Annotated in this window: 26 protein-coding genes and 1 pseudogene; 14 read left to right on the forward strand and 13 right to left on the reverse strand. The window is 63.6% G+C overall.

The window, feature by feature from the left end; all coding sequences use genetic code 11:
- Positions 1–147 (forward strand): TOBE-like domain-containing protein (locus FJ949_RS24120; RefSeq protein ID WP_181172152.1); only part of this gene is annotated, 147 nt, incomplete at its 5' end.
- 14 nt (positions 148–161) lie between these two features.
- On the opposite strand, the pseudogene FJ949_RS24125 reads toward FJ949_RS24120, so the two are convergent.
- Together FJ949_RS24125 and FJ949_RS24130 are read right to left on the reverse strand one after the other, a co-directional pair.
- A pseudogene (locus FJ949_RS24125) lies at positions 162–559 on the reverse strand (type II toxin-antitoxin system VapC family toxin).
- Positions 559–834: an antitoxin gene (locus tag FJ949_RS24130; protein WP_140499835.1), complete on the reverse strand. Its 276-nt coding sequence runs from the start codon at positions 832–834 to the stop codon at positions 559–561. Before FJ949_RS24130 ends, FJ949_RS24125 begins: the two are co-directional and overlap by 1 nt.
- Positions 835–1,001: 167 nt before the next feature.
- On the opposite strand from FJ949_RS24130, the gene FJ949_RS24135 reads away from it, so the two are divergent.
- Both FJ949_RS24135 and FJ949_RS24140 read left to right on the forward strand, forming a co-directional pair.
- On the forward strand, positions 1,002–1,988 hold the full coding sequence (locus FJ949_RS24135; RefSeq protein ID WP_140499837.1) for a sulfate ABC transporter substrate-binding protein: 987 nt from the start codon (positions 1,002–1,004) through the stop codon (positions 1,986–1,988).
- A gap of 257 nt (positions 1,989–2,245) precedes the next feature.
- On the forward strand, positions 2,246–2,695 hold the full coding sequence (locus tag FJ949_RS24140) for an Rrf2 family transcriptional regulator (RefSeq protein WP_013530871.1): 450 nt from the start codon (positions 2,246–2,248) through the stop codon (positions 2,693–2,695).
- Between the two features lie 62 nt (positions 2,696–2,757).
- On the opposite strand, the gene FJ949_RS24145 is transcribed toward FJ949_RS24140, so the two are convergent.
- The 7 genes from FJ949_RS24145 to FJ949_RS24175 form a co-directional block, all read right to left on the reverse strand.
- Positions 2,758–3,240: a gluconokinase gene (locus FJ949_RS24145; RefSeq protein WP_140500149.1), complete on the reverse strand. Its 483-nt coding sequence runs from the start codon at positions 3,238–3,240 to the stop codon at positions 2,758–2,760.
- A 69-nt stretch (positions 3,241–3,309) separates the two neighbouring features.
- Entirely contained in the window at positions 3,310–4,296 is a 987-nt protein-coding gene (locus FJ949_RS24150; RefSeq protein ID WP_140499839.1) for an ABC transporter permease, read from the reverse strand.
- Positions 4,293–5,273 (reverse strand): ABC transporter permease, encoded by a 981-nt coding sequence (locus tag FJ949_RS24155; RefSeq protein WP_140499841.1) that lies wholly within the window; start codon positions 5,271–5,273, stop codon positions 4,293–4,295. Before FJ949_RS24155 ends, FJ949_RS24150 begins: the two co-directional genes overlap by 4 nt.
- Positions 5,274–5,286: 13 nt before the next feature.
- On the reverse strand, positions 5,287–6,834 hold the full coding sequence (locus tag FJ949_RS24160; RefSeq protein ID WP_140499843.1) for a sugar ABC transporter ATP-binding protein: 1,548 nt from the start codon (positions 6,832–6,834) through the stop codon (positions 5,287–5,289).
- A gap of 79 nt (positions 6,835–6,913) precedes the next feature.
- Positions 6,914–8,041 (reverse strand): sugar ABC transporter substrate-binding protein, encoded by a 1,128-nt coding sequence (locus tag FJ949_RS24165; protein WP_140499844.1) that lies wholly within the window; start codon positions 8,039–8,041, stop codon positions 6,914–6,916.
- Between the two features lie 309 nt (positions 8,042–8,350).
- Positions 8,351–9,379 carry a LacI family DNA-binding transcriptional regulator gene (locus tag FJ949_RS24170; RefSeq protein WP_140499846.1) on the reverse strand — a complete coding sequence of 343 codons (1,029 nt, stop codon included), beginning with the start codon at positions 9,377–9,379 and terminating at the stop codon, positions 8,351–8,353.
- A 164-nt stretch (positions 9,380–9,543) separates the two neighbouring features.
- Positions 9,544–10,788: an MFS transporter gene (locus tag FJ949_RS24175; protein ID WP_140500151.1), complete on the reverse strand. Its 1,245-nt coding sequence runs from the start codon at positions 10,786–10,788 to the stop codon at positions 9,544–9,546.
- 198 nt (positions 10,789–10,986) lie between these two features.
- Here FJ949_RS24175 and FJ949_RS24180 point away from each other — a divergent pair, with 198 nt between their 5' ends.
- Positions 10,987–11,274, forward strand: coding sequence for a DUF3175 domain-containing protein (locus FJ949_RS24180; RefSeq protein ID WP_140499848.1), 288 nt, complete (start codon positions 10,987–10,989; stop codon positions 11,272–11,274).
- Between the two features lie 33 nt (positions 11,275–11,307).
- Here FJ949_RS24180 and FJ949_RS24185 read toward each other — a convergent pair whose 3' ends face one another.
- Both FJ949_RS24185 and FJ949_RS24190 read right to left on the reverse strand, forming a co-directional pair.
- Positions 11,308–12,084 (reverse strand): FadR/GntR family transcriptional regulator, encoded by a 777-nt coding sequence (locus FJ949_RS24185; protein ID WP_140500153.1) that lies wholly within the window; start codon positions 12,082–12,084, stop codon positions 11,308–11,310.
- Positions 12,085–12,187: 103 nt separating this feature from the next.
- Complete coding sequence (locus FJ949_RS24190; protein WP_140500155.1) at positions 12,188–13,084, reverse strand: NAD(P)-dependent oxidoreductase; 897 nt, start codon at positions 13,082–13,084, stop codon at positions 12,188–12,190.
- Positions 13,085–13,202: 118 nt separating this feature from the next.
- Between FJ949_RS24190 and FJ949_RS24195 the strand changes: the two genes are divergently transcribed.
- Positions 13,203–14,141, forward strand: coding sequence for an NAD(P)-dependent oxidoreductase (locus FJ949_RS24195; RefSeq protein WP_140499850.1), 939 nt, complete (start codon positions 13,203–13,205; stop codon positions 14,139–14,141).
- A 136-nt stretch (positions 14,142–14,277) separates the two neighbouring features.
- Here the strand turns inward: FJ949_RS24195 and FJ949_RS24200 are convergent, their stop codons facing one another.
- On the reverse strand, positions 14,278–15,060 hold the full coding sequence (locus FJ949_RS24200) for a FadR/GntR family transcriptional regulator (RefSeq protein WP_140499852.1): 783 nt from the start codon (positions 15,058–15,060) through the stop codon (positions 14,278–14,280).
- Between the two features lie 181 nt (positions 15,061–15,241).
- Positions 15,242–16,231: a sugar-binding protein gene (locus tag FJ949_RS24205; protein ID WP_140499854.1), complete on the reverse strand. Its 990-nt coding sequence runs from the start codon at positions 16,229–16,231 to the stop codon at positions 15,242–15,244.
- Positions 16,232–16,686: 455 nt separating this feature from the next.
- Here FJ949_RS24205 and FJ949_RS24210 point away from each other — a divergent pair, with 455 nt between their 5' ends.
- The 9 genes from FJ949_RS24210 (at position 16,687) to FJ949_RS24250 (ending at position 24,670) form a co-directional block, all read left to right on the forward strand.
- On the forward strand, positions 16,687–17,430 hold the full coding sequence (locus FJ949_RS24210; RefSeq protein ID WP_140500157.1) for an ATP-binding cassette domain-containing protein: 744 nt from the start codon (positions 16,687–16,689) through the stop codon (positions 17,428–17,430).
- 61 nt (positions 17,431–17,491) lie between these two features.
- Positions 17,492–18,490: an ABC transporter permease gene (locus FJ949_RS24215; protein ID WP_140499855.1), complete on the forward strand. Its 999-nt coding sequence runs from the start codon at positions 17,492–17,494 to the stop codon at positions 18,488–18,490.
- Positions 18,491–18,667: 177 nt separating this feature from the next.
- Entirely contained in the window at positions 18,668–19,495 is an 828-nt protein-coding gene (locus FJ949_RS24220; protein WP_140499857.1) for an AraC family transcriptional regulator, read from the forward strand.
- Positions 19,496–19,612: 117 nt separating this feature from the next.
- Positions 19,613–20,056, forward strand: a complete 444-nt coding sequence (locus FJ949_RS24225) for an SRPBCC family protein (RefSeq protein ID WP_140499858.1) — start codon at positions 19,613–19,615, stop codon at positions 20,054–20,056.
- Positions 20,057–20,066: 10 nt separating this feature from the next.
- Positions 20,067–20,861 (forward strand): FAD binding domain-containing protein, encoded by a 795-nt coding sequence (locus FJ949_RS24230; RefSeq protein WP_140499860.1) that lies wholly within the window; start codon positions 20,067–20,069, stop codon positions 20,859–20,861.
- Positions 20,862–20,913: 52 nt separating this feature from the next.
- Positions 20,914–21,396, forward strand: a complete 483-nt coding sequence (locus tag FJ949_RS24235) for a (2Fe-2S)-binding protein (protein ID WP_140499861.1) — start codon at positions 20,914–20,916, stop codon at positions 21,394–21,396.
- A gap of 10 nt (positions 21,397–21,406) precedes the next feature.
- Entirely contained in the window at positions 21,407–22,774 is a 1,368-nt protein-coding gene (locus FJ949_RS31025; RefSeq protein WP_140499863.1) for a xanthine dehydrogenase family protein molybdopterin-binding subunit, read from the forward strand.
- Position 22,775: 1 nt separating this feature from the next.
- Positions 22,776–23,780, forward strand: coding sequence for a molybdopterin cofactor-binding domain-containing protein (locus FJ949_RS31030; protein ID WP_140499865.1), 1,005 nt, complete (start codon positions 22,776–22,778; stop codon positions 23,778–23,780).
- Positions 23,781–23,788: 8 nt separating this feature from the next.
- Positions 23,789–24,670, forward strand: a complete 882-nt coding sequence (locus FJ949_RS24250) for a MoxR family ATPase (protein WP_140499866.1) — start codon at positions 23,789–23,791, stop codon at positions 24,668–24,670.
- Positions 24,671–24,686: the final 16 nt, after the last annotated feature.

Consider the following 24,686-nt stretch of genomic DNA (forward strand, 5'->3'; position numbering starts at 1 on the left):
CGCGTCGCCGGCACCCGCCGGGTGGAACTCGAGATCGGCGGCGAACGCCAGCGCGTCGAGATCGAGCTGCCCGTCGACCATCCCGCGGCGCAGAAGAGCCGGGTAGCGTTCCGCCCGGGCCGCTGGAAGCTGTTTCCGGCTGCTTGATATTAGACCGAGCACTACTCCAGCCAGTTCTCGATCTTGAGGTTGCGGATTCGGATGAACTCGCCCGTATTGGCCGTTACCAAAGTGATGCCCACAGCGCAGGCGTGCGCAGCAATAAAAAGGTCGTATAGTCAATGGGTTGGCCGGCGGCCTCCAGTTCTGCACGAAGGGCGCCATACTCTGCATCCGCCGGCACATCGAGCGGCAAGACCGGAATCTCAGCCAGCAATTGCTCGACTTTTTTGAGCAGCTTGGTTGATCCCTTCCTGGCACAGCCATATCGCAATTCCGAGGCAACCACGATACTTGTGCAAATGGCGTCGTCTCCCTCGCGGTCCACTGCATTGGCGGCTTTGCCAGCCGGATTTCGGATCATGTCACTGATGATGTTGGTGTCCAGCATGAACCGCATCAAAAAATGTCCTCGGATTCGACTGGCGCATCATTGATTTCGGGAAGATCGTCCTCGGGGCCGAGCGGCGGCTCGTTTGCCCATTGGGCGAGCAACGCGCCGAGCCCAGCTTTGCGGATCAGCTCAATGACAAGGCGGTCGCCTTCACGGCTGATCAGGACCTTCTCGCCGGGGAGCTCGAACTCGACAGGAATGCGCACCGCCTGGCTGCGGTTATTGCGAAACAGCTTCGCCTCCTTCGACGGCCGCGTTGTTGAATGGCGGTGTTGGCGCATGGTTGCCTCCTTTGTATATGCATATTGGGCGGAACAAAATTCTAATGACAGCGTTCATGACGACATTTTTTCTTACGGTGGCACCGCGAAACTATTGCACGTGCCTCGTCGGGCAAGTGGCGCAGGACTATGGTGAGGTGATTAAGCACTACACGGAGCCTTATTTCATGAAGCGATTTCTCCTCGGCGTCGCCACCGTCGCCGGCCTGTTCCTCGCATCTTCCCAAGCCTGGTCTGCCGACAAGCTGCTCAACGCCTCCTATGACGTCGGCCGCGAACTGTTCGTCCAGGTCAACAAGGCATTCATCGAGAAGCACCCGGGCGTGAGCATCGACCAGTCGCATGCCGGCACCTCGGCTCAGGCACGCGCCATCGCCGAAGGGCTCGGCGCTGATGTCGTCACCTTCAACCAGGTCACCGACATCGACTTCCTGGTCAAGAAGGGCCTCGTCTCGGCCGACTGGCAGAAGGATTTTCCCGACAACGCCTCGCCCTTCTATTCGCTGCCGTCCTTTCTGGTGCGGGCGGGCAACCCCAAGCACATCAAGGATTGGAACGACCTGGTGCGCGACGACGTGCAGGTGATCTTCCCCAACCCGAAAACCTCGGGCAATGCGCGCTACACCTATCTGGCGGCGACCGCCTACGCCAAGGAGGCCTTCAAGGGCGACGACGCCAAGGTGAAGGAATTCATCACCAAGTTGTTCAACAACGTGCCGATCTTCGACACCGGCGGGCGCGCAGCCACCACCACTTTCGTGCAGCGCGAGATCGGTGACGTGCTGATCACGTTCGAATCCGAAACCCGCGGCATCCGCAAGGAGTATGGCGACGACAAATTCGAGCAGGTCACGCCTTCCGTCAGCCTGCTGGCAGAATTCCCGGTGGCGATCGTCGACAAGGTCGCCGACGAACATGGCACGCGTGATCTGGCCAAAAGCTATCTCGATTTCCTCTATACGCCCGAGGGGCAGGACATCGCCGCTGACAATGGCCTGCGCGCCCGCGACACGGCCGTCGCCGCCAAACACAAGGCCGACTTCCCGGACGTGCGCCTGCTGACGGTGGAAAACGTCTTCGGCGGCTGGGACAACATCCAGAAAGAGCATTTCGCCGCCGGCGGCCTGCTCGACCAGGCCTATGGCAGCCGGTAGGATTTTCACGGCGCGATAGCACGTACGGTAAGCAAATCAGGAAAGCCGGCGCTTTGCCGGCTTTCGCCGTTTGCGGCAAAATATGGCAAATACGACGCCAGCCGCGCAAAAGGTTACGAAGAATCAACGCGTTTGCGCCTAACGTGCCGACAAATCGGCTTGTTCGCGAAACGGCAGCGCTCCACAAGCCCCGTCATCATTTGCACACAAACAGCCGCCAGATGCGGATTGTTGGGGCTTCATGGGTTGACTCGGGCATGCTGACTAAAAAAGGCAAATACGGCCTCAAGGCCCTCGTGCATCTGTCCGGCTTGCCGGCTGGCCAATTGGCCTTCGTCAACGACATCGCGGTCGCCAACAACATCCCGAAAAAATTCCTCGATGCCATTCTGGGCGAGCTGCGCAATGCCGGCTTCGTCCAGAGCCGCAAAGGCAAGGAAGGCGGCTATCGCCTCGCCCGCCCGGCCTCGGAGATCAAGATCGGCCATGTCGTGCGTGTGCTGGACGGGCCGCTGGCGCCGATCCCATGCGCCAGCCGCACGCAGTATCAGCGCTGCGAGGATTGCGACGAAGCGACGTGCCAGGTCCGGCACATGATGCTCGAGGTGCGCCAGGCAATCGCCGAGGTGCTGGACAACCGCAGCCTTGCCGCCATGCGCGATGCCGACAATGATGATTTTCCGGTCGAGTTGACGTCCCAGATCTAGATCCTGCGCATGCGCCGCGCTTGCCGGCGTAAGTCGCATGCCGGTATGGCGCCGATCAAGGTTCAGAACCGCCGCGTCACGCGCACCGCCTCGGCTACGAGATCGACGATCGGGTGCGTCGCATCGAGCGTCAGCGCCCGCTCATCCGCCGCCGGCGGCTCGAGAATGGCGAACTGGCTGTCGACCAGGCTTGCCGGCATGAAATGACCCTTGCGGCTGGCGACCCGCAGCCTAGCCATCGCCGGATCGATCTCCAGATAGAGGAAGACGATGTCTCGGCAAATGCCACGCAGGCGCTCGCGGTAGCTTCGCTTCAACGCCGAGCAGGCAGCGACCACGCCCCGCCCCTCACCGGCCGACGCTGCGATGCGCTCGCCGATTGCATCGAGCCAGCCTTCGCGCAGTTGATCGGTAAGCGGCTGACCGCTTGCCATGCGGGCGACGTTCTCGGGGGGATGAAGACGGTCACCCTCGATGAAGACCGCGCCCAGCGCGGTTGCCAGCGCTGCACCGACGACCGATTTGCCGCATCCGGCGACGCCCATTGCCACGATGACCGGCGCCGGCCCGTTGGTGCCTGTCGGCGATTGAACTGTCCTTTCCGCCACGATGGTCTAGCGGCTTGCCGGCGCGCGGCCGTAGAGCAGCAGCATGGCGACGATGACGACGCCGTAGATGATCTGCCTACCCGCCTCCGGCATCTGCATGACCGACAGTATGGATTGCAGGAGCGTGATCAGGATGACGCCGGCGACAGTGCCGAGATAGGAGCCGCGCCCGCCAAGGATCGAGGTGCCGCCCAGCACGACGGCCGCGATCGACGGCAGGAGATAGGCGTCGCCCATCGACTGCGCCGCCTTGGAGGCGTAGCCGGCAAGCAGCACCCCGCCGAAGGCGGAGAGCCCGCCGGAGACGGCAAAGGCGATCATCACCACGCGCCTTGTGTCGATGCCGGAGAGGTAGGCGGCACGCTCGCGGTTGCCGATGCCGTAGACGGTGCGGCCAAAGCCGGTGCGGGTCAGAACGAACACCATTGCGGCGCCGATCAGCGCCCAGATGATGACCGCGTTGGGAACTCCCGGAATGGCAAAGCCGGTAGCCAGGTAGCGCATGGCGCCGGTGGCCGAATCCTGGGGCGAGAAGCCGCCGGTGTAGACCACCATCAGCCCTTGCGCGACGGCGTTGGTGGCGAGGGTGATGATCATGGAGGGAATGCGCAAATAGGCGACGCCGATGCCGTTGACGATGCCGATCAGCACCCCGCACAAGATGCCGAATGGAATGGCCAACGCAACGCCGGCCGGGCCATAGGCGGCCGCAGCGCAAGCCATCATCGCGCCCGCCGCCACCGACCACGGCACCGACAGGTCGATCTGGCCGAGCAGGATGACCAGCATCATGCCGGTGGCGATGACGCCGAGAAACGAGGCCACCTTGAGCTGCTGCAAGAGATATTCAGGCGACAGGAAGCTGCGCGAATAAAGACTGCCCAGCAGGAGCAGGACCACGATGCAGGCAAAGGCCGTCAACACCGCGGGATCGGCGCGGCGAATGAATTTCGGCATGCGGCCGGCGAGGCCACCCAATGTCGTCTCGCTCACAGGAACCACTCCAGCCGGTTGCGGACCCGAAACAGGGCGAAGGCGCCGAGGCTGACGGCGATCAGCAGGATAACGCCCTGGAACAGCGGCTGCCACAGCGGATCGAAATCGAAGACGAACAACAGATCGCCGATGGTGCGGAAGGCGAGCGCGCCGAAGATCGCGCCAATGGCACTCCCCTTGCCGCCGAACAGCGAGACGCCGCCCAGCACCACGGCGGCAATGGAAAACAGTGTGTAGGAGTTGCCGCTGGCATAGGCCGCTTCGCCCGTATAGGTGAAGAACGTCAGGAACAGGCCGCCGATCGAGGCCAGCAGCCCCGCCAGCGTATAGGCTGCGAACTTGCCGCGCCGGATGGGCACGCCTGACATGTAGGCCGCCATTTCCGACGACCCTGCCGCATAGGCCGCGCGGCCAAGCACCGAACGGCTGAACGGCACCCAGATCACCAACACGACGGCCAGGAGCACAACCATGCTGGCCGGCACCACGTCAAACACACGGCCCGTCAGCGCGTCAGCCAGATCCTCGTTGACCGATCCGCCCGGGAACGGCCGCAGTAGAAGCCCGATGCCATAATAGACCGCGCCGGTGGCGATCGTGGCGACGATCGGCTGCAGCCGCCCGTAGATGACGATGGCGCCGTTGATCGCCCCGCACAGCAGTCCGACGGCCAGTACCGCCAACACGCCAAGCGCCGTCTGCACCGGCGTGCCCACCACCAGCCACGAGGCCAGGCAGTTGGTCAACAGGAAGATCATGCCGACGGAAAGGTCGATGCCCGCGGTGATCACCACCAGCGTCTGCGCCATGGCGACGAAGGCCAGCAGCACGCCCTTGTTGGCCGCCGTCTGCACGACATTGGCGGTGAAGCCGGCCGGATGGTTCGCGGTGTAGATGACGAACATGACGATGAAGATGCCAAGCGCCAGCAGCGTTCCGCGCTGCTCCGCCAACCAGTAGCGCCAATCCTTCACGCCAAAATCCCTTTCACGCGTTCGCTCCCCGGTTCACCGGGCTATCCCCGCCAGGCATGTTGAGCGCGCTTGATATCAGAGCCCGTTCGGTGATTTCGGCGCCCACCAATTCGCGCTTGACCGCCCCGTCATAGAGCACCAGCACACGGTCGCAGCAGCCGATCAGCTCGTCATAGTCGGTCGAATAGAACAGGATTGCCGCCCCCGCGTCCGCCAGCTTGCGCATCAGCTGATACAGCTCCTGCTTGGTGCCGACATCGATGCCGCGCGTCGGATCGTTGAGCAGGATGATGCGCGGCTGGCGCATCAGCCATTTGGCGATGACGACCTTCTGCTGGTTGCCGCCCGACAACGCGCCGACCGGAATGTCGAGGCCGGCCGTCTTGATCGCCAGCAGGCCGACCATGTCGTCGATAAGCCGCTGCTCGGCGGCGCGGTCTATTATGCCGCCTTTCGACAGCCGGTCGAGCGCGGCGAAAGACAGGTTCTCGCGCACCGTCATCGGCAGCATCAGGCCTTCGGTCTTGCGATCCTCGGGAATGAGCGCCATGCCGATGCCGTTCTCGCGTGCGGCGGCGGGGCTGGCGATGCCCACTGGCTTACCGTCGACCAGGATCTGGCCGGAAAGGCCACGCAGGACGCCGAAGAAAGCGAGCAGCAATTCGCGTTGGCCCTGCCCGTCGAGGCCGCCGAGGCCGACCACCTCGCCTGCCCTGACCGACAGCGAGATGTTGTGCAGGCGATCCGTCCAGGAGAGCTTGCGGGCTTCGAGCACCGGCGCGGTGGTGGCCGGCGCGAATGTCGGCTTGGGCGGGAAGATATGGCTGTATTCGCGCCCGATCATCAGTTCGACGACTTCACTGTCGCTCTTCGAGCCGGCGGGATAGCTGGCGACATTGCGGCCGTTGCGGAACACCGTGCACTGGTCCGCCAATTCGGCGATCTCGTTCATGCGGTGCGAGATGTAGAGCAGCGCCAGCCCTTCCGAACGCAGCCGCTTCAGCACGGCGAAGATCTTCGACACATCCGCCGCCGTCAGTGCCGAGGTCGCCTCGTCGAGGATCAGGATGCGTGGCTTCCTGGCCAATGCCTTGGCGATCTCGACCATCTGCCGGCGTGACAGCGGCAGGTCCTTGACCAGCGCCAGCGGATGAATGTCGGATGCTCCCGCACGCGCCAGCGCGTCCTCGGCGATGCGCCGCTGCGCCTTGCGGTCGATCATGCCGAAGCGTTTCGGCGGATCGGATATGACGATGTTGTCGGCGACGCTGAGTTCGGGAATCAGCGACAACTCCTGGAAGATGCAGACTATGCCGGCCTTGTTCGCGGCGCCCGGCGAGGCGAAGGTCGCCTCTCGCCCGTCCAGCACCATGCGGCCCTCGTCGGGCGCAACGACGCCCGCCATGATCTTGATCAGCGTCGACTTGCCGGCGCCGTTTTCGCCGAGGATGGCGTGGATGCTGCCGGCCTCGACCGACAGGTCGGCCTTCTCCAGCGCCCGCACGCCGCCATAGCGCTTCGATATGCCTTCCATGCGCAAGAGCGGAGCCGCAACGTCCATCAACCCTCCCAGGGCGCTCGAACATTCAAGAACCGGCGCCGCGGCTTAGCCGCGGCGCCGAAACGATATCCACTGGAAACTACTGATTTTCCTTGGTCTGACCCATGATTTCCTGGGCGCTGAAGTTGATGCCGCAGGTCGGGAAGGAGTTGCCGACGAAGAAATTGTCCGACTCTTTCGGGAAGTAATCCGTGCCTTCCTTCATGTTCGGATCTTCGGCGATCGCCAGCGGCAGCTTCACCTCTTGCGGCACCACTTCGCCTTCGAGCGCTGCAATCGCGGTCTTGATGGCGACGGCGACCTGGGCCGGGCCCGAGCCCGCGGAAGAGCACTTCAACCCGTCGGCCGAATGCGCCGCGCAGAACTTGCGGAAGCCGTTTTCGGTTTCACCGCCAAAGGGCACAAACGGATGCTTGGCGTCGATCATCGCCTGCACGATGCCGGTGTCGCCGCCCTGGCCGGTGATGCCGTCGAATGGCCCGTTGGTGGCGATCGCGTCGGCGGTGACCTTCTGTGCCACGCCGTCGTCCCACTTGCCGGCGACTTCGGTGACGTCCCATTTCTTGCCGGAAGCGTCGAGCACCTCGTGGATGCCGTTGTGGCGATCGGTATCGACGGAGGTGCCGGCAACGCCGCGCACTTCGAGAATCTTGCCGCCATTCGGCACCTTCGCGACCAGCCATTTGGCCCACAATTCGCCGAGGCCCTTCTGGTCCACATTGACGTTGATGGCATCCTTGGTGTCGAGGATGTTGTCGAAGGCGACCAGCACGATGCCAGCCTGCTTGGCGCGCTTGATGACCGGGCCGAAGGCAGTCGGGTTCTGCGCGTCGGTGACGATCGCGTCATAGCCGGAATCGATGAAGTTGTTGATCGCCGAGATCTGCGCCGGCACGTCCTCGCCGGTCGAGACGACCTTGAATTCCTTGATCTTGGCTTTGACGTCCGGCTGGGCGGCATAGGCCTTTGCGGTCTGCACCATCTGGATGCGCCAGGTGTTGGCGATATAGCCATTGGCGAAGGCGATGCGGTATGGGCCTTCCTTTTTGGGATATTTGAAGAATTTCGTGTCCGCGCTCCAGGGCGCGAAGCAGTCGGCTTGGGCGGCCGGGCCCGGCACGATCTCGGGGCCGGCGGCCATGGCGGCCGAGTTGAGCATGACGAATGTGCTGGCGGCAACGATGCCACCTACCAGTGACTTGATCATCGATAATCCTCCCATTTTGTAATTCTGACGTGGTTTCGCGATGTGAATTTCGCACGGTCGGCTCCGGCTCCTCCTGCCTTGCCGTACCTGCCTTTCCGATGGCCAATGGTCTAGGCGATGCCTCCTCCCCCGTCGTTCCCAGGTTGCTGGGAAAATAGCATATTATACATAATAAACAAGAATTAGTTGTCGCTTATGTATAATAGACAGGCGCCGTACCGTTGCATTTCTCTTTCCTGTCCGACGACGACGGTAGCGCTACCATGAACGGTGTGTAAAGCGCCCTTTCTCTTGATCGCGAAAGCGTGTTCAGCGCGCCGTGCTCTCGCGGCGCATGAGTTCGAAACCGAGATCCACGACGCGCTGCTGCGGAGGCTCGCCTCCTATCGCCGCCAGCGCCATGGCCACTGCCCGCCGTCCGATCTCGTAGCGGGGCGTGCGGATGCTGGTGACGGAGGGAAACGCCACCTGCATCATGTCGAGATCGTTGAAGCCGACGATGCCGATCCTCTTGGGCACACCGATCGAAGCGCGATGACACTCGAACAGCGCGCCTAGCGCGATGTCGTCATTGTTGCAGAATACGCCGTCGAGCGTCGGCATCTTGGCCAGCGCGTCGCGGAAAAGTTCGCGTCCCAGCGTCACACTGGACGGCACCGGCGTGGTGGTGATCAGTCGTGGATCGAACAGGCCGGCTTTCTCCACTGCCATGCGGTATCCGGCCAAGCGCCGCTGCGAGCGCGGATCCATGCGCGCGCCGATGAATCCGATGCGGCGGTAACCCGCTTCGAGCAGATGCTCAGTCGCCGCCCTGCCCCCGTCCAGATGCGAGAAGCCGACCATCATATCGACCGGATCCGGGCCGGTTTCCATGACCTGCACCACCGGGCAGCCTGCGTTCTCCAGCAGTTTTCGCGAGGCCGGAGTCTGGTCGATGCCGGCCACGATCAGCGCCGCCGGCCTTTGCGGCCCGAACACCTGCAGCAGCCGTTCTTCCTCGAGGCCGGAATAGTGGGTGTTGCCGAGCTGGATGCGGAAGGCGCTATCCGACAGGCTGTCATAGATGCCACGCACCACCTCGGCAAAGACGTTGTTGGTAAGCGACGGCACCAGCACGCCGAACACCTCGGCGCGGGCCGAGGCCAGCGCCCGCGCGTTGGGATCCGGCACGTAACCGAGCTCGTCGACGGCGGCCTGGATCTGGCGGCGCAGGTCCTGCGAGACCCGCTCCGGCTCGCGCAAGGCGCGAGATACGGTGATGGCGCCTACGCCCGCCTTGCGCGCGACGTCTGATATGGTCGGGCGGCCGCCGCCTCGGCGCGAGCGCGGCTTGATCAAGGACAGGCTCCATGCGGTGCGTGGCCGCCAAGGCGCTGCCGCAATACGATCGACGTTGCTGTCGCCATTTCACCAGCCTGTGCCGCACCACTCGCCTCTGGCGTCGCGCAGCCCCGGCCCGTTGTCAAGCCGAGGCGCTTGCGGGCGAGTGCTTCCGCTCTGCCTCAGGCCATCGCCGTTGCGCCGCGTCTTGCCTTCCAAAGCACCAGCACCATCACCAAGATGTTCAGCAGGTTCCAGGCGATGCCGTTCAGGAACGCGGCGGCGTAGGAGCCGGTCAGGTCGTAGATCCAGCCCGACATCCAGCCGCCGATCGCCATGCCGAAAATGGTCGCCATGATGACAATGCCGACGCGTTGGCCGGCCTCCCTGGCGGGCATGTATTCCCGCACGATGATCGCATAGCAGGGCACGATGCCACCCTGCGACAGGCCGAAGACCAGCGAAACGACGTAGAGCGAGGCAAGCCCGTCGAAGGGAATGTAAAAGAACAGTGACAGGCATTGCAGCACCGAGCCGATAAGCAGGGTCTTCACCCCGCCGATGCGGTCGGCAACGAAGCCCGAAGCCACGCGGCTGACCACGCCGGCCGCCATCATGATCGACAGCATGTCGGCGCCATGCGCGACGCCGTAGCCGAGATCCATGCAGTAGGCCACGATATGCACCTGCGGCATCGACATCGCCACGCAGCAGCCAAGACCAGCAATGACAAGCAGCACCTGGAGTGCCGTCGGCGACAACGAGATCGGCTGCACCAGCCGGCTGCCCGCGGAACCGGCGGCCGCGATCGGGGCGCCGCGCCGCAGCATCAGCACCAGCGGCACCATGGTCGCCAGGCAGAAGATGCCGATGGCCACATAGGTGAAGCGCCAGCCTTCCGCCTTCATCAGGGGTGGCATGACGGTAGGCCAGATCGTTCCGGCGAGATAGCTGCCGGCCGCGGCCGCCGCCACGGCGACGCCGCGCCGGCGGTTGAACCAATGCGAGATGTCAGCGATCAGCGGCCCGAAGATCGCCGATGTACCGACCCCGATCAGCAAGCCCTGGGCGAGCGTGAACTGCAGGATCGAGGTCGACAGCGCCGCCAGCAGGAAGCCGGCAACCAGCGCCATCGAGGAAACAAGCGCCGGGATCCAGTAGCCGACACGGTCGATGGCGCGCCCGACCAGAACGTTTCCGGCGGCAAAGCCGACCATGGTCGCGGTGTAGGGCAGAGCGGCGTCGGCCCTGTCGACGCCGAACTCGGCCTGCACGGCCGGCAGCACCACGACCACGGCCCACATGCCGACGCCGCCGACTGTTGACAAAAGCATCGACACCGCCAGCCGTATCCATGCATGCGAGCTGTCGACGACCGCATTGCCGGCTGCTGGTGAGGAGAAGATCGAGGCCAAGCTGTTTCCCATTCCGTCATCGACATTGACCATGGTCGCGGTCATGCGGCCTAGCGGCCGACGGTCCTTCCACCACTATCGGCGCATTCGCGGCGCCGAGCAGCGCCACGTGGGTAATTCCATGGTTCCAGGGTTCGCCGGTTCCGGGCTCACCGGAACGTGCGACGATGAAGGACGTTTTGCAATCGGCTCAACGCGAAGGAGATTGCCATGACCGCGAAACGGAAATGGTCGGCTGAGGTGACCGAGCACAGCAATGCCATGGATCTCGAAGACCATGTCTTCGAATCCCACGACCCGAAGAAGATCGCGGCTTCGCTCAAGCGGTCGGCCGAACACAGCGACCGGCGCAAGGCCGAACCGTTCCAGTCCGCCATGTCGATGCTGAACTTCTACATCAACCGTGCCGGCAAGAACCTGCCGGCGAAGCAGAAGAAGGTGCTCGAGGACGCCAAGGACGAACTGCGCGCGGCGTTCGGACGTGAGAAGGAAGAGTAGGCAGAAAGCCGCGTGACGGATTCCTGGAACGGCTTATCGTGACCTGATCACGCCGTCTGTGTTGGCGAGCAGCTTGCGCACCGCGGCACGCGCCGCGTCGGGCCGCTGCAGGCGGATGTTCTTCTCGATCGCCTCATGCATCTTCTGTGCGTGCTGCAAATCGTCGAGTTCCCGCGTCGTATAGGTGAAGAGATGGTCGAAGGCGGATTCGATCAGCACCCCGAGCGGCACCAGCAGGTCGTTGCCAGACGCCCGCAGGATCGCGAGATGAAAGCGCGTGTCGGCGCGGGTGCGCTCCTGCAGGCTTGGTGCCTCGCCCATCTCGCGGCAGGCCTGGCTGATTTCGGCCATCTGCTCGTCGGTCCGCCGCATGGCGGCAAAAGCGGATGCCTCCGGCTCGATGATGTGGCGGAATTCCTGCACCGTCTTCAGAAATACCTCGCGGTCCGGCGAGGTCGCGTACCAGGCAAGCACGTCGCGGTCGAGCAGATTCCAACGTTCTTTCGGCTCGACCCAGCTGCCGATCTTCGGGCGCGAGGCGAGCAGGCTTTTGGCCATCAGCATCTTGATCGCCTCGCGTACCGCCGAGCGGCTGACGCTGAAGGTCTCCGACCATTTGGCTTCGTTGGGCAGGATGGTGCCGGGCGGATAGTCGCCGCGCACGATCCTGAGCCCGATTTCGCTGGCCAGCGAGGTGTGCACGCTGGAACCCGGAATGCGCGCCGCATCGGTGCGGCGAACGCCGGCCTGACGCTCGGCCGATGCCGCTTTTGCCGGCGATTTTTCCTTGTTCGGCTTCGCGTCCCGCATAGGCTCCAGAAAGTCCGGATTGAGCAAGCTGTCAAGCACGGCAAGCGGGTTCACCCGCAAAGCCGGCTTCTGTGCACAGCTCAACCCCCGGCGGGGCCTGTTTTCAAGAGATCCTCACGTATTTGCGCCAGCTGTGTTCCGGCCGAAAGCCCAACATGTCGCGCGCCTTGCGATTGGACAGCAGCGTCTCGAATTCGCCGAGCTCACCCTTGACCGGCACACCGGGATAGAAGCGCTTCAGCAGTTCCGCGGTCGGCAGGTCCGACGACGTGTCGTCATTGGCAGCGTTGAACACCTGGTAGCCGAGCCCATCCTTCTCGATGGCGCGCAGCGTGATCTGGCCGAGGTCGCGCGCATCGACATAGCTCCAGGCGATGCGCTTGCGGAAACCGGGATCGGCGAACCATTTCGGAAACAGGGAGTATTCGTGCGGTTCGATGACGTTGCCGATGCGCAATGCATAGATGTCGGCACCGTCGCGCTGCGCAAAGGCCCGTGCCGTCTTCTCGTTGACCACCTTGGAAAGGGCATAGCTGTCCATCGGATCGACGTCGTATTCTTCGTCGAGCGGGAAATATTTCGGCGTGCGCGGCTCGTTGGCGAAGACCAGCCCGTAGGTGGTCTCGCTGGAGGCGATTATCACCTTGCGGATGCCGAGCTTCACCGCCGCCTCGATGACATTGTAGGTACCGAGCGCGTTGATGCGGAACACTTCGTTGTCGGGCGTGATCATGATGCGCGGGATCGCGGCGAAATGCACCACGGCGTCGACGGGCTGGGGGCGCAGCGACGGGTCGAATTCATGCAAGCCCGCATAGCTCGACAGCGCGTTGAACACCTGCCCGCTGTCGGTGATGTCGGTGATCAGCGTGCGCACCTTGGGATTGTCGAGCGGCTTGGTGTCGATGTTGAGCACCTGGCAGCCCTGCTCCACCAAATATTGCACGACGTGGCGCCCGGCCTTGCCGCTGCCGCCGGTGAACATGATCCGCTTCATTATTCTGGTCTCCACGAAAGCTCAGGAATTATGTGTATTGTCAGACAATATTGCTTTCTGCAACCGCTTGCGGCTAAAAGAGCGGCGACATTATCGATAATCGCAACACAGGACAGACAGCATGAACACGACCGCCGCGAGCGAGAAGATCGGCTTCATCGGCCTTGGCCTGATGGGTCATGGCATCGCCAAGAACATCGTCGATAAAGGCTATCACCTGACCTTCCTCGGCCGCAAGAATCGCAAGCCGGCGGAGGATATGGCTAATCGCGGCGCCCACGAAGCCTCGACCTCCCGCGACGTGGCGGCGGCATCGACGATCGTCTTCATCTGCGTCACCGGTTCGCGTGAGGTCGAAGCCATCATTCGAGGCCCCGGCGGTCTCAAGGAAGGATTGAGAAAAGGCTCGGTAGTCGTCGACTGCTCGACCTCCGACCCAGTCTCGACCGTTGCGCTGGCCGCCGAACTCAAGGCGCTCGGCGTCAACTATGTCGATGTACCGCTCAGCCGCACGCCGAAGGAGGCTTGGGAAGGCACGCTCGACGCCATGGTCGGCGCACCCGACGCCGTCTTTGCCAGGGTCAAACCGGTGATCGAAACCTGGGCCGGCCGTATCGTCCATATCGGCGACACCGGCGACGGCCACCGCATGAAATTGCTCAATAATTTCGTCTCGCTGGGCTATGCGGCGATCTATTCCGAGGCATTGGCCTTGGCCGAGAAGGTCGGCATCTCGCCGCAGCGCTTCGACAGCGTCATCCGCAACGGCCGCATGGATTGCGGCTTCTACCAGACCTTCATGCGCTGGACGTTGGAGGGCGACCGCGACGCCCACAAATTCACTATTGCCAACGCCTTCAAGGACTTGACCTACCTCGAATCGATGGCGGGTTCTGCCGGCATTGCCAACCCCCTCGGCAACGCCACCAAGAACGCTTTCGCCGGAGCACACGCCACCGGACCGGCCGAGCAGTACGTGCCGATGCTGGCCACCCATATCGGCAAGGTCAACGGTGTCGATCTGATGCCGATGAAAGATGGAAAGAAACAGACGATTTAAGGGTGAGAAGCGGTCCGCGCACCGGATGAAAAGCCAATAGCTTGGCTTTTCGAGCTTCGAACGCCGGGAGCCTGCGAAAGGCCGCAGAAGGCTACGCATTGTCCATAGAAAGGTGATCACCAAGCGCGAGCGTCGATCACCCTCGCCCTCTTCCGATCCCTTCATCGGTATCGGCGAGCAGCTTGTGCACGGCGTTGCGCGCCGCTGAGGGGCGCTGCAAACGAATATTCTTCTCGATCGCCTCGTGCAGCCTCTGGGCCCGCCGTTGGTCGCCGACCTGCTGAGTCGTGAAGACGAAGAGATGGTCGAGCGCCGACTCGATGAGCACGCCGAGCGGCACCAGCAGATCGTTGCCGGAGGCCCGCAGGATGGCAAGATGAAAGCGCGTGTCGGCCCGGATGCGCTCCTGAAGGCTTGCCGCCTCGCCCATCTCGCGGCAGGCCTGGCTGATCTCGGCCATCTGCTCGTCGCTGCGCCGCACCGCGGCAAAGGCGCTCGCTTCCGGCTCGATGATGTGGCGGAACTCCTGTACCGTCCGCAGGAACACCTCACGGTCCGGCGCGGTCGCGTACCAGGCGAGCACGTCGCGGTCGAGCAGGTTCCAGCGCTCCTTCGGTTCGACCCAACTGCCGATCTTGGGGCGCGAAGCGAGCAGGCTTTTGGCCATCAGCATCTTGATCGCCTCGCGCACCGCCGAGCGGCTGACGTTGAACGTTCGCGACCATTGGGCTTCGTTGGGCAGGATGGTGCCTGGCGGATAGTCGCCGCGCACGATCCTGAGCCCGATCTCGCTGGCCAGCGAGGCGTGCACGCTGGCACCGGGAAAGTGCGCCGCATCGGGCCGGCGCATGGCGGCCGGACGGCGGCCGGCCTGTGCCTTGGTCCGAATGGCTCGCTTGTTTGACTTTTCGTCCGGCATCCACGTTCCAATGCGTCGGCCGTACCTGTTCCGGTCAGGAACTGTCGGGTGCGCCGATGCCATTGCCGAAAATTCGAACCACGGGCGCGCCAAAGCCGGAGCCGCTGCCCCTGAAATGCGTGTCCCTGTTCGTCAGCAGAGGTGGCGGGGCGCCCGTTGACGGGCGCCCCGATCGAGACGCCTACTTCTGGATGCAGGTGTCGACCGTATCCTTGGTACATTCGTCGAGGCCGGTGAACACCGGATCGTCGACCTTCTTGCCTTCGACCAGGTCGATCATCACGGACGGCGCCTTGTAGCCCATCTCGAACGGCCGCTGGCCGACCAGCGCGGTGACAAGGCCATCCCGCGCGATCGCCACCTCGTCGCCGATCGTGTCGGCGGCGCCGATGACGAAGTCGTTGCTGGCCAGCTTGTCCTTCAGCGGTCCAACCAGATCGCGATAGGGCTGCGGCGCGCCGAACAGCGGCCAGCCGCCCATGATGCCGAACGCATCGAGCTTGGGGTTGGCGGCAAGGATGTCGGTCATCGCCTGGACGCCCTTGGCGCCGTCGTCGTTGGTGAACACCGGACAGCCCGCCACTTCCGTCCAGCCGCCTTCGCCGGCAAGGGCTGCAAGTCCTTCCTTGCCCGACAGCGCGTCACGCATGCCTTGCGCGCGGCGAAGGATGTTGTCGGCCGCCGGATTGCCCTCGATGGTGCAGATCGTGCCGCCCTTCGGCTTGGCCTTCTTTATGTATTCGCCGATCTTCTTGCCCATCAGATAGTTGTCGGTGCCGAGATAAGTCTTGCGAAGTGCTGCGTCTTCCTTGGCAAGATCGGCATCGACGGTCATGATCGGGATCGACGGGTTGGCGCTTTTGATCGTTTGCGCGATCAGCGGCGCGTTGGACGGCGAAATCGCCATCGCCACCGTGTCCGGCTTGCTCAGCATATCCTGCACGATCTGCGCCTCGCCGGCCTCGTCGGAAGTCGACGCCGGACCGGTGTAGAAGCACTCATATTCCGAGCTGGCGTTTTCCTTGTTCCATTTCTCGCAGCCCTGGTGGATCGCCTCGAAGAACGGATTGTCGAGACCTTTCACCACGATGACGAGCTGCTTCTTGGCCAAAGCCGGCCCGGCGCCCAACGCCATGGCGGCGACGGCGGCGAGCAAAACTGTTTTCCTCATGTCAGTCCTCCCTTGGAAACAGACGGACACGGCGTGCCCGCCACACAGATCGGCCGAATGCGAGATGACAGAAGCAAGCGCTCGTGCCGTCAGGCCAGGCCGATAAGTATTTTCAGATGCGACCAGCCCGGCAACGATGCCGGCACGGTCGATAATCCTCTACCGGTTGCGCCGCCAAACAACGTCGTCAAAGCCGGCATATCTTCCTCCGACGCTCAACTAATAACGGCTTGCCGCCAACGTCAATTGCTATTTGTCCTACAAAACGGATTTTTCCCGAAAGGCGGGATCTCATTCGTCCGACAATTGCCCAAATCTTATTCGTCAGACAATTGACGCCCATGCAGGCATTTGCGTAAATGACCGCGTCGCTGCTTCCGGGAGGAGCTGGGGTAGCGAACCGAAGCCGTCGCCCCTTCCGGGACAGACGGCCAGACATGGGAGGCAAAAGGCTGGTGGCGGTTCTCGAACTCACCAACATCTCGAAGCATTTCGGCGCCATCCAGGCGGTGAACGACGTGTCGCTGTCGATCGAGCCCGGCCAGGTCGTCGGCCTGATGGGTGACAACGGCGCCGGCAAGTCGACGCTGGTCAAGATGATCGCCGGCAATTTCCGCCCGAGCCACGGCACCATGCAGATGGACGGCAAGGATCTGATCCTGCACAAGCCGGTCGAGGCCCGCCAGCACGGCATCGAGATCGTCCACCAGGATCTGGCGCTGTGCAATAATTTGACGGCGGCGGCCAATGTCTATCTCGGCCGCGAACTGCGCCGCGGCGTCGGGCCCTTCCGTATCCTCGACTATGCCGCCATGTACAAGCGCGCCGGCCAGATATTCGCCGAGCTCAAATCCGAGACGCGCCCGCGCGACCTCGTCAAGCAGATGTCCGGCGGTCAGCGCCAGGCGGTGGCGATCGCCCGCACCATGCTGTCACAGGCCAAGATCGTGCTGATGGACGAGCCGACAGCGGCGATTTCGGTCCGCCAGGTGGCGGAGGTCCTCAACCTGATTCGCCATTTGCGCGACCAGGGCATCGCCGTGGTGCTGATCAGCCACCGCATGCCCGACGTTTTCGACGTCGCCGACCGCGTCATCGTCATGCGGCGCGGCAGGAAAGTCGCCGACAAGGCGATCGCCTCGAGTTCGCCCGAGGAAGTGACAGGGCTGATCACCGGCGCCATCGAGCAGGTGGTGTGAGAGCGGCAAAACCGGATTTCATTGCGCTGGCGCGTTTCGCTGCCGGCAGGAAAGGTCGATAATGGCAGTCACCCTTGATCAGACGATCGCGCAGAAACAGCACAGTTTTCTGTCGCGGCTGTTCTCCAGCCAGACGTTCTGGGTGGTGATCGCCGTCATCCTCGCCTGTATCTTCCTATCCTTTGCGACGGATGCCTTCGCCACCCCGAAGAACCTCTTCAACATCACCCGCAACGTCACCTTCGTCGCCATTGTCGCGCTGGGAATGACCTTCGTCATCATCACCGGCGGCATCGACCTCTCGGTCGGTTCGGTGCTGTGCCTGTGCTCGATGGTGCTGGCCGTTACCATGCATGCCGGGTTTTCGATCGAAGTCGGCATCCTGGCCTCGATCGCCACGGCACTCGTCATCGGCGGCTTCAACGGCATTCTGATCGCCTATCTCGGCTTCCCGCCCTTCGTGGTCACGCTCGGCATGCTGTCGATCGCCCGCAGCCTCGCCATGGTCGCCTCCAACAACACCGTCGTCTTCCAGTTCGGGCCCGATCACGACAAGCTGCTGGCGCTGGGCGGCGGCGCCTGGCTGTTCGGGATCGCCAATCCGGTGCTCTACATGATCCTTTTGGCGCTGATCACCGGCTTCATCCTGCGCTGGACCAAGTTCGGCCGGCATATCTTCGCCATTGGCGGCAACGAGCATGCGGCGACGCTGACCGGCGTTCCGGTGCGCCAGATCAAGGTCGCCGTCTACATGATCTCCGCGCTGTCGGCGGGAATAGCCGGCATCATCCAGACCGGCTGGCTGGGCGCCGTCACCACCAATCTCGGCAACGGCATGGAGCTGCAGGTCATCGCCGCCACCGTCATCGGCGGCGCCAATCTCGCCGGCGGCGTCGGCACCGCCTTTGGCGCGATCGTGGGTGCCGCCCTCATCGAGGTGATCCGCAACAGCCTCGGCCTGCTCGGCATCAACGCCTTCTGGCAGGGCACCTTCATCGGCGGCGCCATCCTGCTGGCGGTGCTGTTCGACCGCATCCGCAACTTCAGGCGAAGCGACTAAAAGCCTGTCTTCGCCGAAGCGGCGTTCATTTCGGTCCTATCGCTCAGTCTGAAAATCGGCTGAAGCGGCCTGCCGCGAATACCGGGCGTGCGGCTATGCCTTGACGGATACGGAAAACCGGCCGCACAATCCCCAAGCAGGCGAAGGGAGGCCAGTCGCCTGCGGGAGGATATACCCATGACGGAAGCGATCAGGCTCTACTGGGGCCGGTTCGGACATGTTTCTGTCCTGAATGTCGCGAGCGACTTCGTCACCCATGCCCATGTCGAGGCACATCTCATCATCTGGCTGGAAGGCACCGCCGGCGAGATGACCATCGGCCGTGAGACGGTCCTGCTTGGACCTGGCACGGCTGCCGGCATCAACTCGCTGCAGCCGCATAGCCATGTGCTGTCGCAGGACGGCACCCCAGGCCTGTTCCTCGCCTTTTACATCGACCCGGACTGGGCACGGCGGCGCCGTGACCTGCCCTCGTCCGCGCCGCTTTTCGCGCAGGCGGCAATCACGCTCGAACCCTGGCTGCACCAGGCTGCTGCCGGCCTGCTCGATCATCTGACCGACAATGAGAGCATCGACGATGTCGCCAGTTACGAGATCGAGCGCTTCATCGACTCGGTGCTGGATGCCGCCGACGCTTCAGCTCCGCAGGAGCCGCGCGGCCGCGTGAACACCATGCAGGATTTCCGCGTCCGCAAGGCGATCCAGCTGATGAAAGCCAATGTCTGCGAGCGTATCTCGTTCGATGACGTGGCGCGCAGCGTCGGCCTGTCGCGGCCGCATTTCTTCGCCCTGTTCAAGGAACAGACCAGTTTGACGCCCAACGTCTACTGGAACACGCTGCGCATGGAGGAAGCGGTGCGCCAGCTCCAGTGGTCGCATGAGCCGCTGATATCGGTCGCCTGCAATCTCGGCTTCACCACCCAGGGCAATTTCTCGCGTTTCTTCCGCGACCATGTCGGCGTGCCGCCGACGCTCTATCGCGAAGCGGCGCGAGCAGTGTCCTGACGGGCCGGAAAGCGGCTATTTTCAGACTGATTGATACGTGCCCAAGACGCATTGATAAGCACCGCGACCACGGTCGGCCTACCGTCCCAAGCAGAATGTTTGCAAGGGAAAGAGCATATGGCTGATGTCACCATCTCCACCGTCATCGACGCGCCGGTCGAAAAGGTCTGGGCGCGCATCCGCGACTTCAACGGACTGCCGAATTGGCATCCGCGCATGGTCGAAAGCCATATCGAGGACGGCAAGGACGCCATCACGATCGGCTGCGTGCGCAACTTCCAGCTGGCCAGCGGCGCGCGGCTGCGCGAAAAGCTGCTCGATTTCTCCGATGAGAATTTCCTCGTCAGCTATTCGATCCTGGAAACGCCGCAGCCGCTCACCAACCACAGGGCTACGCTGCAATTGCGGCGCGTCACCGACGGCGACCGCACCTATGCCGAATGGACCGCCAGCTTCGACGCAGCACCCGAAGAAGCCGACAAGCTGGCCGAGGGCATGGGCGCCAATGTCTTCCAGGGCGGCTTCAACGCCCTGAAGAGCCATTTCGCCGGCCAGGGTTGAGGAGCGGGCCGTGGCGCTGGCATTGCAGAGTTTTGCAACGGTGAAAGACGCCAGCGCGGCGCTGAAAGCCGCCGGCACGCGCTATCTCGGCGGTGGCACGCTCGTCTTGCGCGCCGCCAATGAGGGCGACGTTTCGGTCTCCGGCCTTGTCAGGTCGACCGACCCGGCCTTGTCGGTCATCACGGTCTCCGGCGGCACGATCCGCATCGGCGCTTCGGTGACCATGGCGGCGATCGCCCGCCATCCCGAGCTCGGCCAGCTTGCCAAGGCCGCGCGTGCGGTTGGCGGTCCGGCGATCCGCAACATGGCGACCGTCGGCGGCAATCTGTTTGCGCCAAGCCCCTATGGCGATTTCGCAGTCGCCCTGCTGGCGCTGGACGCCATGGTGAGCACCAATGACGGCGAAATGCCGATGGAAGCGTTTCTGGCCAAGCGGGGCGGGAGCCGCGCGATCGTCACCTCGGTCAGCTTCACGCGGCCGGCACAGGGAAGCTTTCGATTCGTGAAGGTCTCGCGGGTAAAGCCCAAGGGCGTCTCGGTGCTCAGTATCGCCGCTATCCTGGAACAAGCCGGCGACGGCACGATATCCTCGGCGCGCATCGCGCTCGGTTGTATGGCCGACCGGCCGATGCGAGCCAAGACAGCCGAAAAAGCGCTGCTCGGCAGGACACTGGACGCGGACGGCATCGCTTCGGCACTGGCCGCCGCGGGCGACGGCACCGCACCAATCACCGACCCGATCGCCAGCGCCTGGTATCGCGCGCAAGTGCTGCCGGTTCATCTCGGTCGGCTGCTGCTCAGCTAGTCACATTCGGGGCGCGCGCTTGCCCTGCGGGGCAGGCGCGCAAGGAGGAAGAATGGCAAAGGTTCCCGTCCAGTTCACGCTCAACGGTTCTGAGAAGGCCGAATTCGTCGAAAGCGGCACCACGCTGCTCAACGCCTTGCGCGACAAGATCGGCGACACTTCGCCGAAGGGCGGCTGCCATCAAGGCACCTGTGGCGCCTGCTCGGTGATCGTCGACGGTGAGCTCCGGCTGTCCTGTCTGACGCTCGCCGAAACCTGCAACGGCGCTGCCATCACCACCACATCGGGTCTTGCCGAAGGCGGCGTCCTGCATCCGCTGCAGCGCGCCTTTCTCGACGCCTTCGCCACCCAATGCGGCTTCTGCACACCGGGCATGCTCATGGCGGCCAAGGTGTTGCTCGACCACACGCCCGATCCCAGCCGCGACGATGTCGTCGAAGCGCTGTCGGGCAACATATGCCGCTGTACAGGCTACGAGCCTATCATCCAGGCGGTGCTCACCGCCGCTCGCGCCAACTCGCAGAACGCGGCCTGAGGGAAGCAAGATGGAACTGCGCAAAAGCTATTTTTCGGACGTCCGCAAGGATGACCTCAACGAGATCGGCCAGCCGAGGCCCCGCTCGGATTCGCCCGGCCATGTCACCGGCAAAACCGCCTATTTCGCCGACCGCAACTTTCCCGGCATGCTGCATCTGAAGATGGTGCGCAGCCCGCACCATCATGCCCGCATCCGATCGATCGATACGTCCGAAGCGGAAAAACATCCGGGCGTGGTGAAAATTCTCACCGCCAGGGACGTCCCGCACAATGTCTACACCATCCTGATCCTGATCCAGATCGGGCCGGAGGACGAGGCGGTTCTGGCCGACGGCAAGGTGCGCTGGAAGGGCGAGGCCGTGGTGGCGGTGCTGGCCGAGACGGAGCGCGCCGCCCAGGAAGCCGCGGCCAAGGTCAAGGTCGACTACGAGGTGCTGCCGGCCGTCTTCGACATGGAGGAAGCGCTGAAGCCCGGCGCGCCCCTCGTCAACGAGTATCACGGCCAGAACTACTATCTCTATGACAGCGGCGAGTGCCGCAAGGTGCGCTTCGGCGATGTCGAGGCGGGGTTTGCCGAGGCCGACTACGTCCTCGAACAAAGCTACCAGTCCTCGCCGATAGAGCATGCGCCGACCGAGACCACCGGCTGTATCGTGGCACCGGAGGGCAATGACCGCTTCACCTGCTATACCAACACGCAGGCGATGTTCTTCACCCTCGACAACACGTCGATCATTTTGCAGATGCCGGGCAGCAAGCTGCATTTCGTCGGCGGCACGGTCGGCGGCGGCTTTGGCGGCAAGGTCGATGTCATCGTCGAACCGATCGCGATCCTCGGCGCCAAGCTAACAGGGCGACCGGTCTGTTTTACCTACAGCCGCGAGGAGGAGATGCAGATCTCGTCACCTCGCGCGGCCGAAAAGGTCGTCATCAAGGACGGCGTGATGAAGGACGGCCGCATCGTCGCGCGCAAAGTCACCGGCTACACCGACGCCGGCGCCTACTCCCGCCATTCGCCCTATGGCGCCCAGAAGGGCGCGGGGCACTATCCCGGCCCCTACACCATCCCCAATGTCTGGATCGACACGTACTGCGTCTACACCAACCGCACCCCCTCCTCCGCCATGCGCGGCTTCGGCGTCACCATCGGTGACTTCGCGCTGGAGGTGCAGATGGACAAGCTGGCGCGGCTGATCGGCATGGATCCGCTCGAATTCCGCTTCATCAACGCCTATCGCGACGGCGATATGAAGGCGCATCGCCAGCCGACCGAAGGGGCGGCCCTCATAGAGTGCATGCAGGAGGCTTCGCGCGCCGCCAACTGGCCCGTGGCCGAGAAGTACATGGCGATGTCCTCCTACGCGAAGGGAGCTTGAGATGGCGATCAGGCGCGGACGCGGCGTTGCCGCGATCAATTATCCCACGGGCATGAACCTTGGCGGCGATCCCACCCAGGCGCTGGTGCATTCGACCCCAACCGGCAATTTCATGGTGACCCTATCATCGGTCGATCTCGGCCAGGGCATGAAGCAGATCATGGCGCAGATCTGCGCCGAGACAATTGGCGTGCCGACCGACCGCGTCGTCGTCGACACCGCCGATACCGACACCGGCCCGCACTGCATGGGCACTTTCGCCTCGCGCGGCACGCACCGCGCCGGCAACGCCGTCATCCAGGCGGCGAGGGAAGCCCGCCAGGTGATGCTGGAAGTGGCCGCGGAGGAGTTGGAGGTCAACGCCTCCGACCTCGAGACCGACGGCCAGGGCAACATCCTGGTGAAAGGGGCGCCGCAGAAATCGATCTCGATCTTCGACGTCGCGCTTTCGGCGCATTTCAAGCGCGGCCGCTCGATCTCGGGACGCGGCATGTTTCTCATCCCGCGCTCCTATCCGGAGAAGGAGACCGGCGCGATGAAGCCGTCGACCTGCTACGCGCATGCCTGCACCGTGGCGGAGGTCGAGGTCGACGACGAGACCGGCGAGGTGACGGTGCTGGCGGTGAAGAACGTCTTCGAGATCGGCCGTGCGCTGAACCCCAAGATGGTCGAGCAGCAGCTGGTCGGCGGCTCCTGGATGGGCATCAGCCACGCGCTCTACGAAACGACCGAGCCCTATTATCCCAGCCGTGACCACGGCGGCACCGACTTCAATCAGTATCTGATGCCAGGTCCCGGCGATCTGGCCGAAACCGAGGTCATCGTGCTGGAGCGGCCCTCGGCAGATGGTCCTTACGGCGCCAAGGGGCCCGGCGAAATGTGCGCCAATCCACAGATTCCGGCGGTCGCCAATGCCGTTTTCGACGCTGTCGGCGTGCGCATCGACACGCTACCGATCACGCCGGAACGCATTTTGCGTGCGCTCAAGGCGCAAGCGACGACCTGAGGACCGACATGCCCGAGGTAAACGCCGAAACGGTCGCGACTTCGCCAGAAGCGGTCGCCGAGCGCCTCGCTGCCTCGCATTATCTGGCTGATGAAAGCCTGGCGACGGCTATCTTCCTGGCGATCCGGCTGGGCAAGCCGCTGCTGCTCGAAGGCGCTCCGGGCGTCGGCAAGACGGAAGCGGCCAAGGCAATCGCCGGGCTGCTCGGCCGCGATCTGGTGCGGTTGCAATGCTATGAAGGCATAGACGCCGCGCATGCACTCTATGAGTGGAACTACCAGCGCCAGCTGCTCGCCATCCGCCATGCCGGCGAGCAAGAAGTCGATATCTACGACGACCGCTTTCTGATCGCCCGCCCGCTGCTGCAGGTCCTGAAGGCGCCGGAGCAGCGCCTCCTGCTGGTCGACGAGATCGACCGTTCCGACCACGAATTCGAGGCGCTGCTGTTGGAGTTTCTTTCCGACTTCCAGATCAGCATTCCCGAGCGCGGCACCATCCGCGCCACCGCACAGCCGATCGTCATCCTGACCTCCAACCGCACCCGCGAACTCGCCGAAGCGCTCCGGCGGCGTTGCGTCTATCACTGGATTGGCTATCCCGATGCCGAGCGTGAGGCGGCCATCATCATGCTGCGCGCCGGCGATGTCGCAGAGGCAACGGCACGCGCCGTGGCCACAGCCGTGCAGACCATCCGCGCGCGTCCACTCGCCAAGCCGCCCGGCATCGCCGAGGCGGTCGAATGGGCCAATGCCGCGACCATTCTCGAAAAAGGCGGCAGTCCATGGCCGGAAGCCTTCCGCCGCGCCATCGGCGTGCTGATCAAGGACGAGGAGGATCTGTCCTACATCGCGCCCGAGCTCGGCCGGATCGTCGACGAGGTGCTGGCGTGAGCCGCGACGTCATTCA

It is taken from the genome of Mesorhizobium sp. B2-4-1 (assembly GCF_006442185.1).
GTDB lineage: Bacteria > Pseudomonadota > Alphaproteobacteria > Rhizobiales > Rhizobiaceae > Mesorhizobium.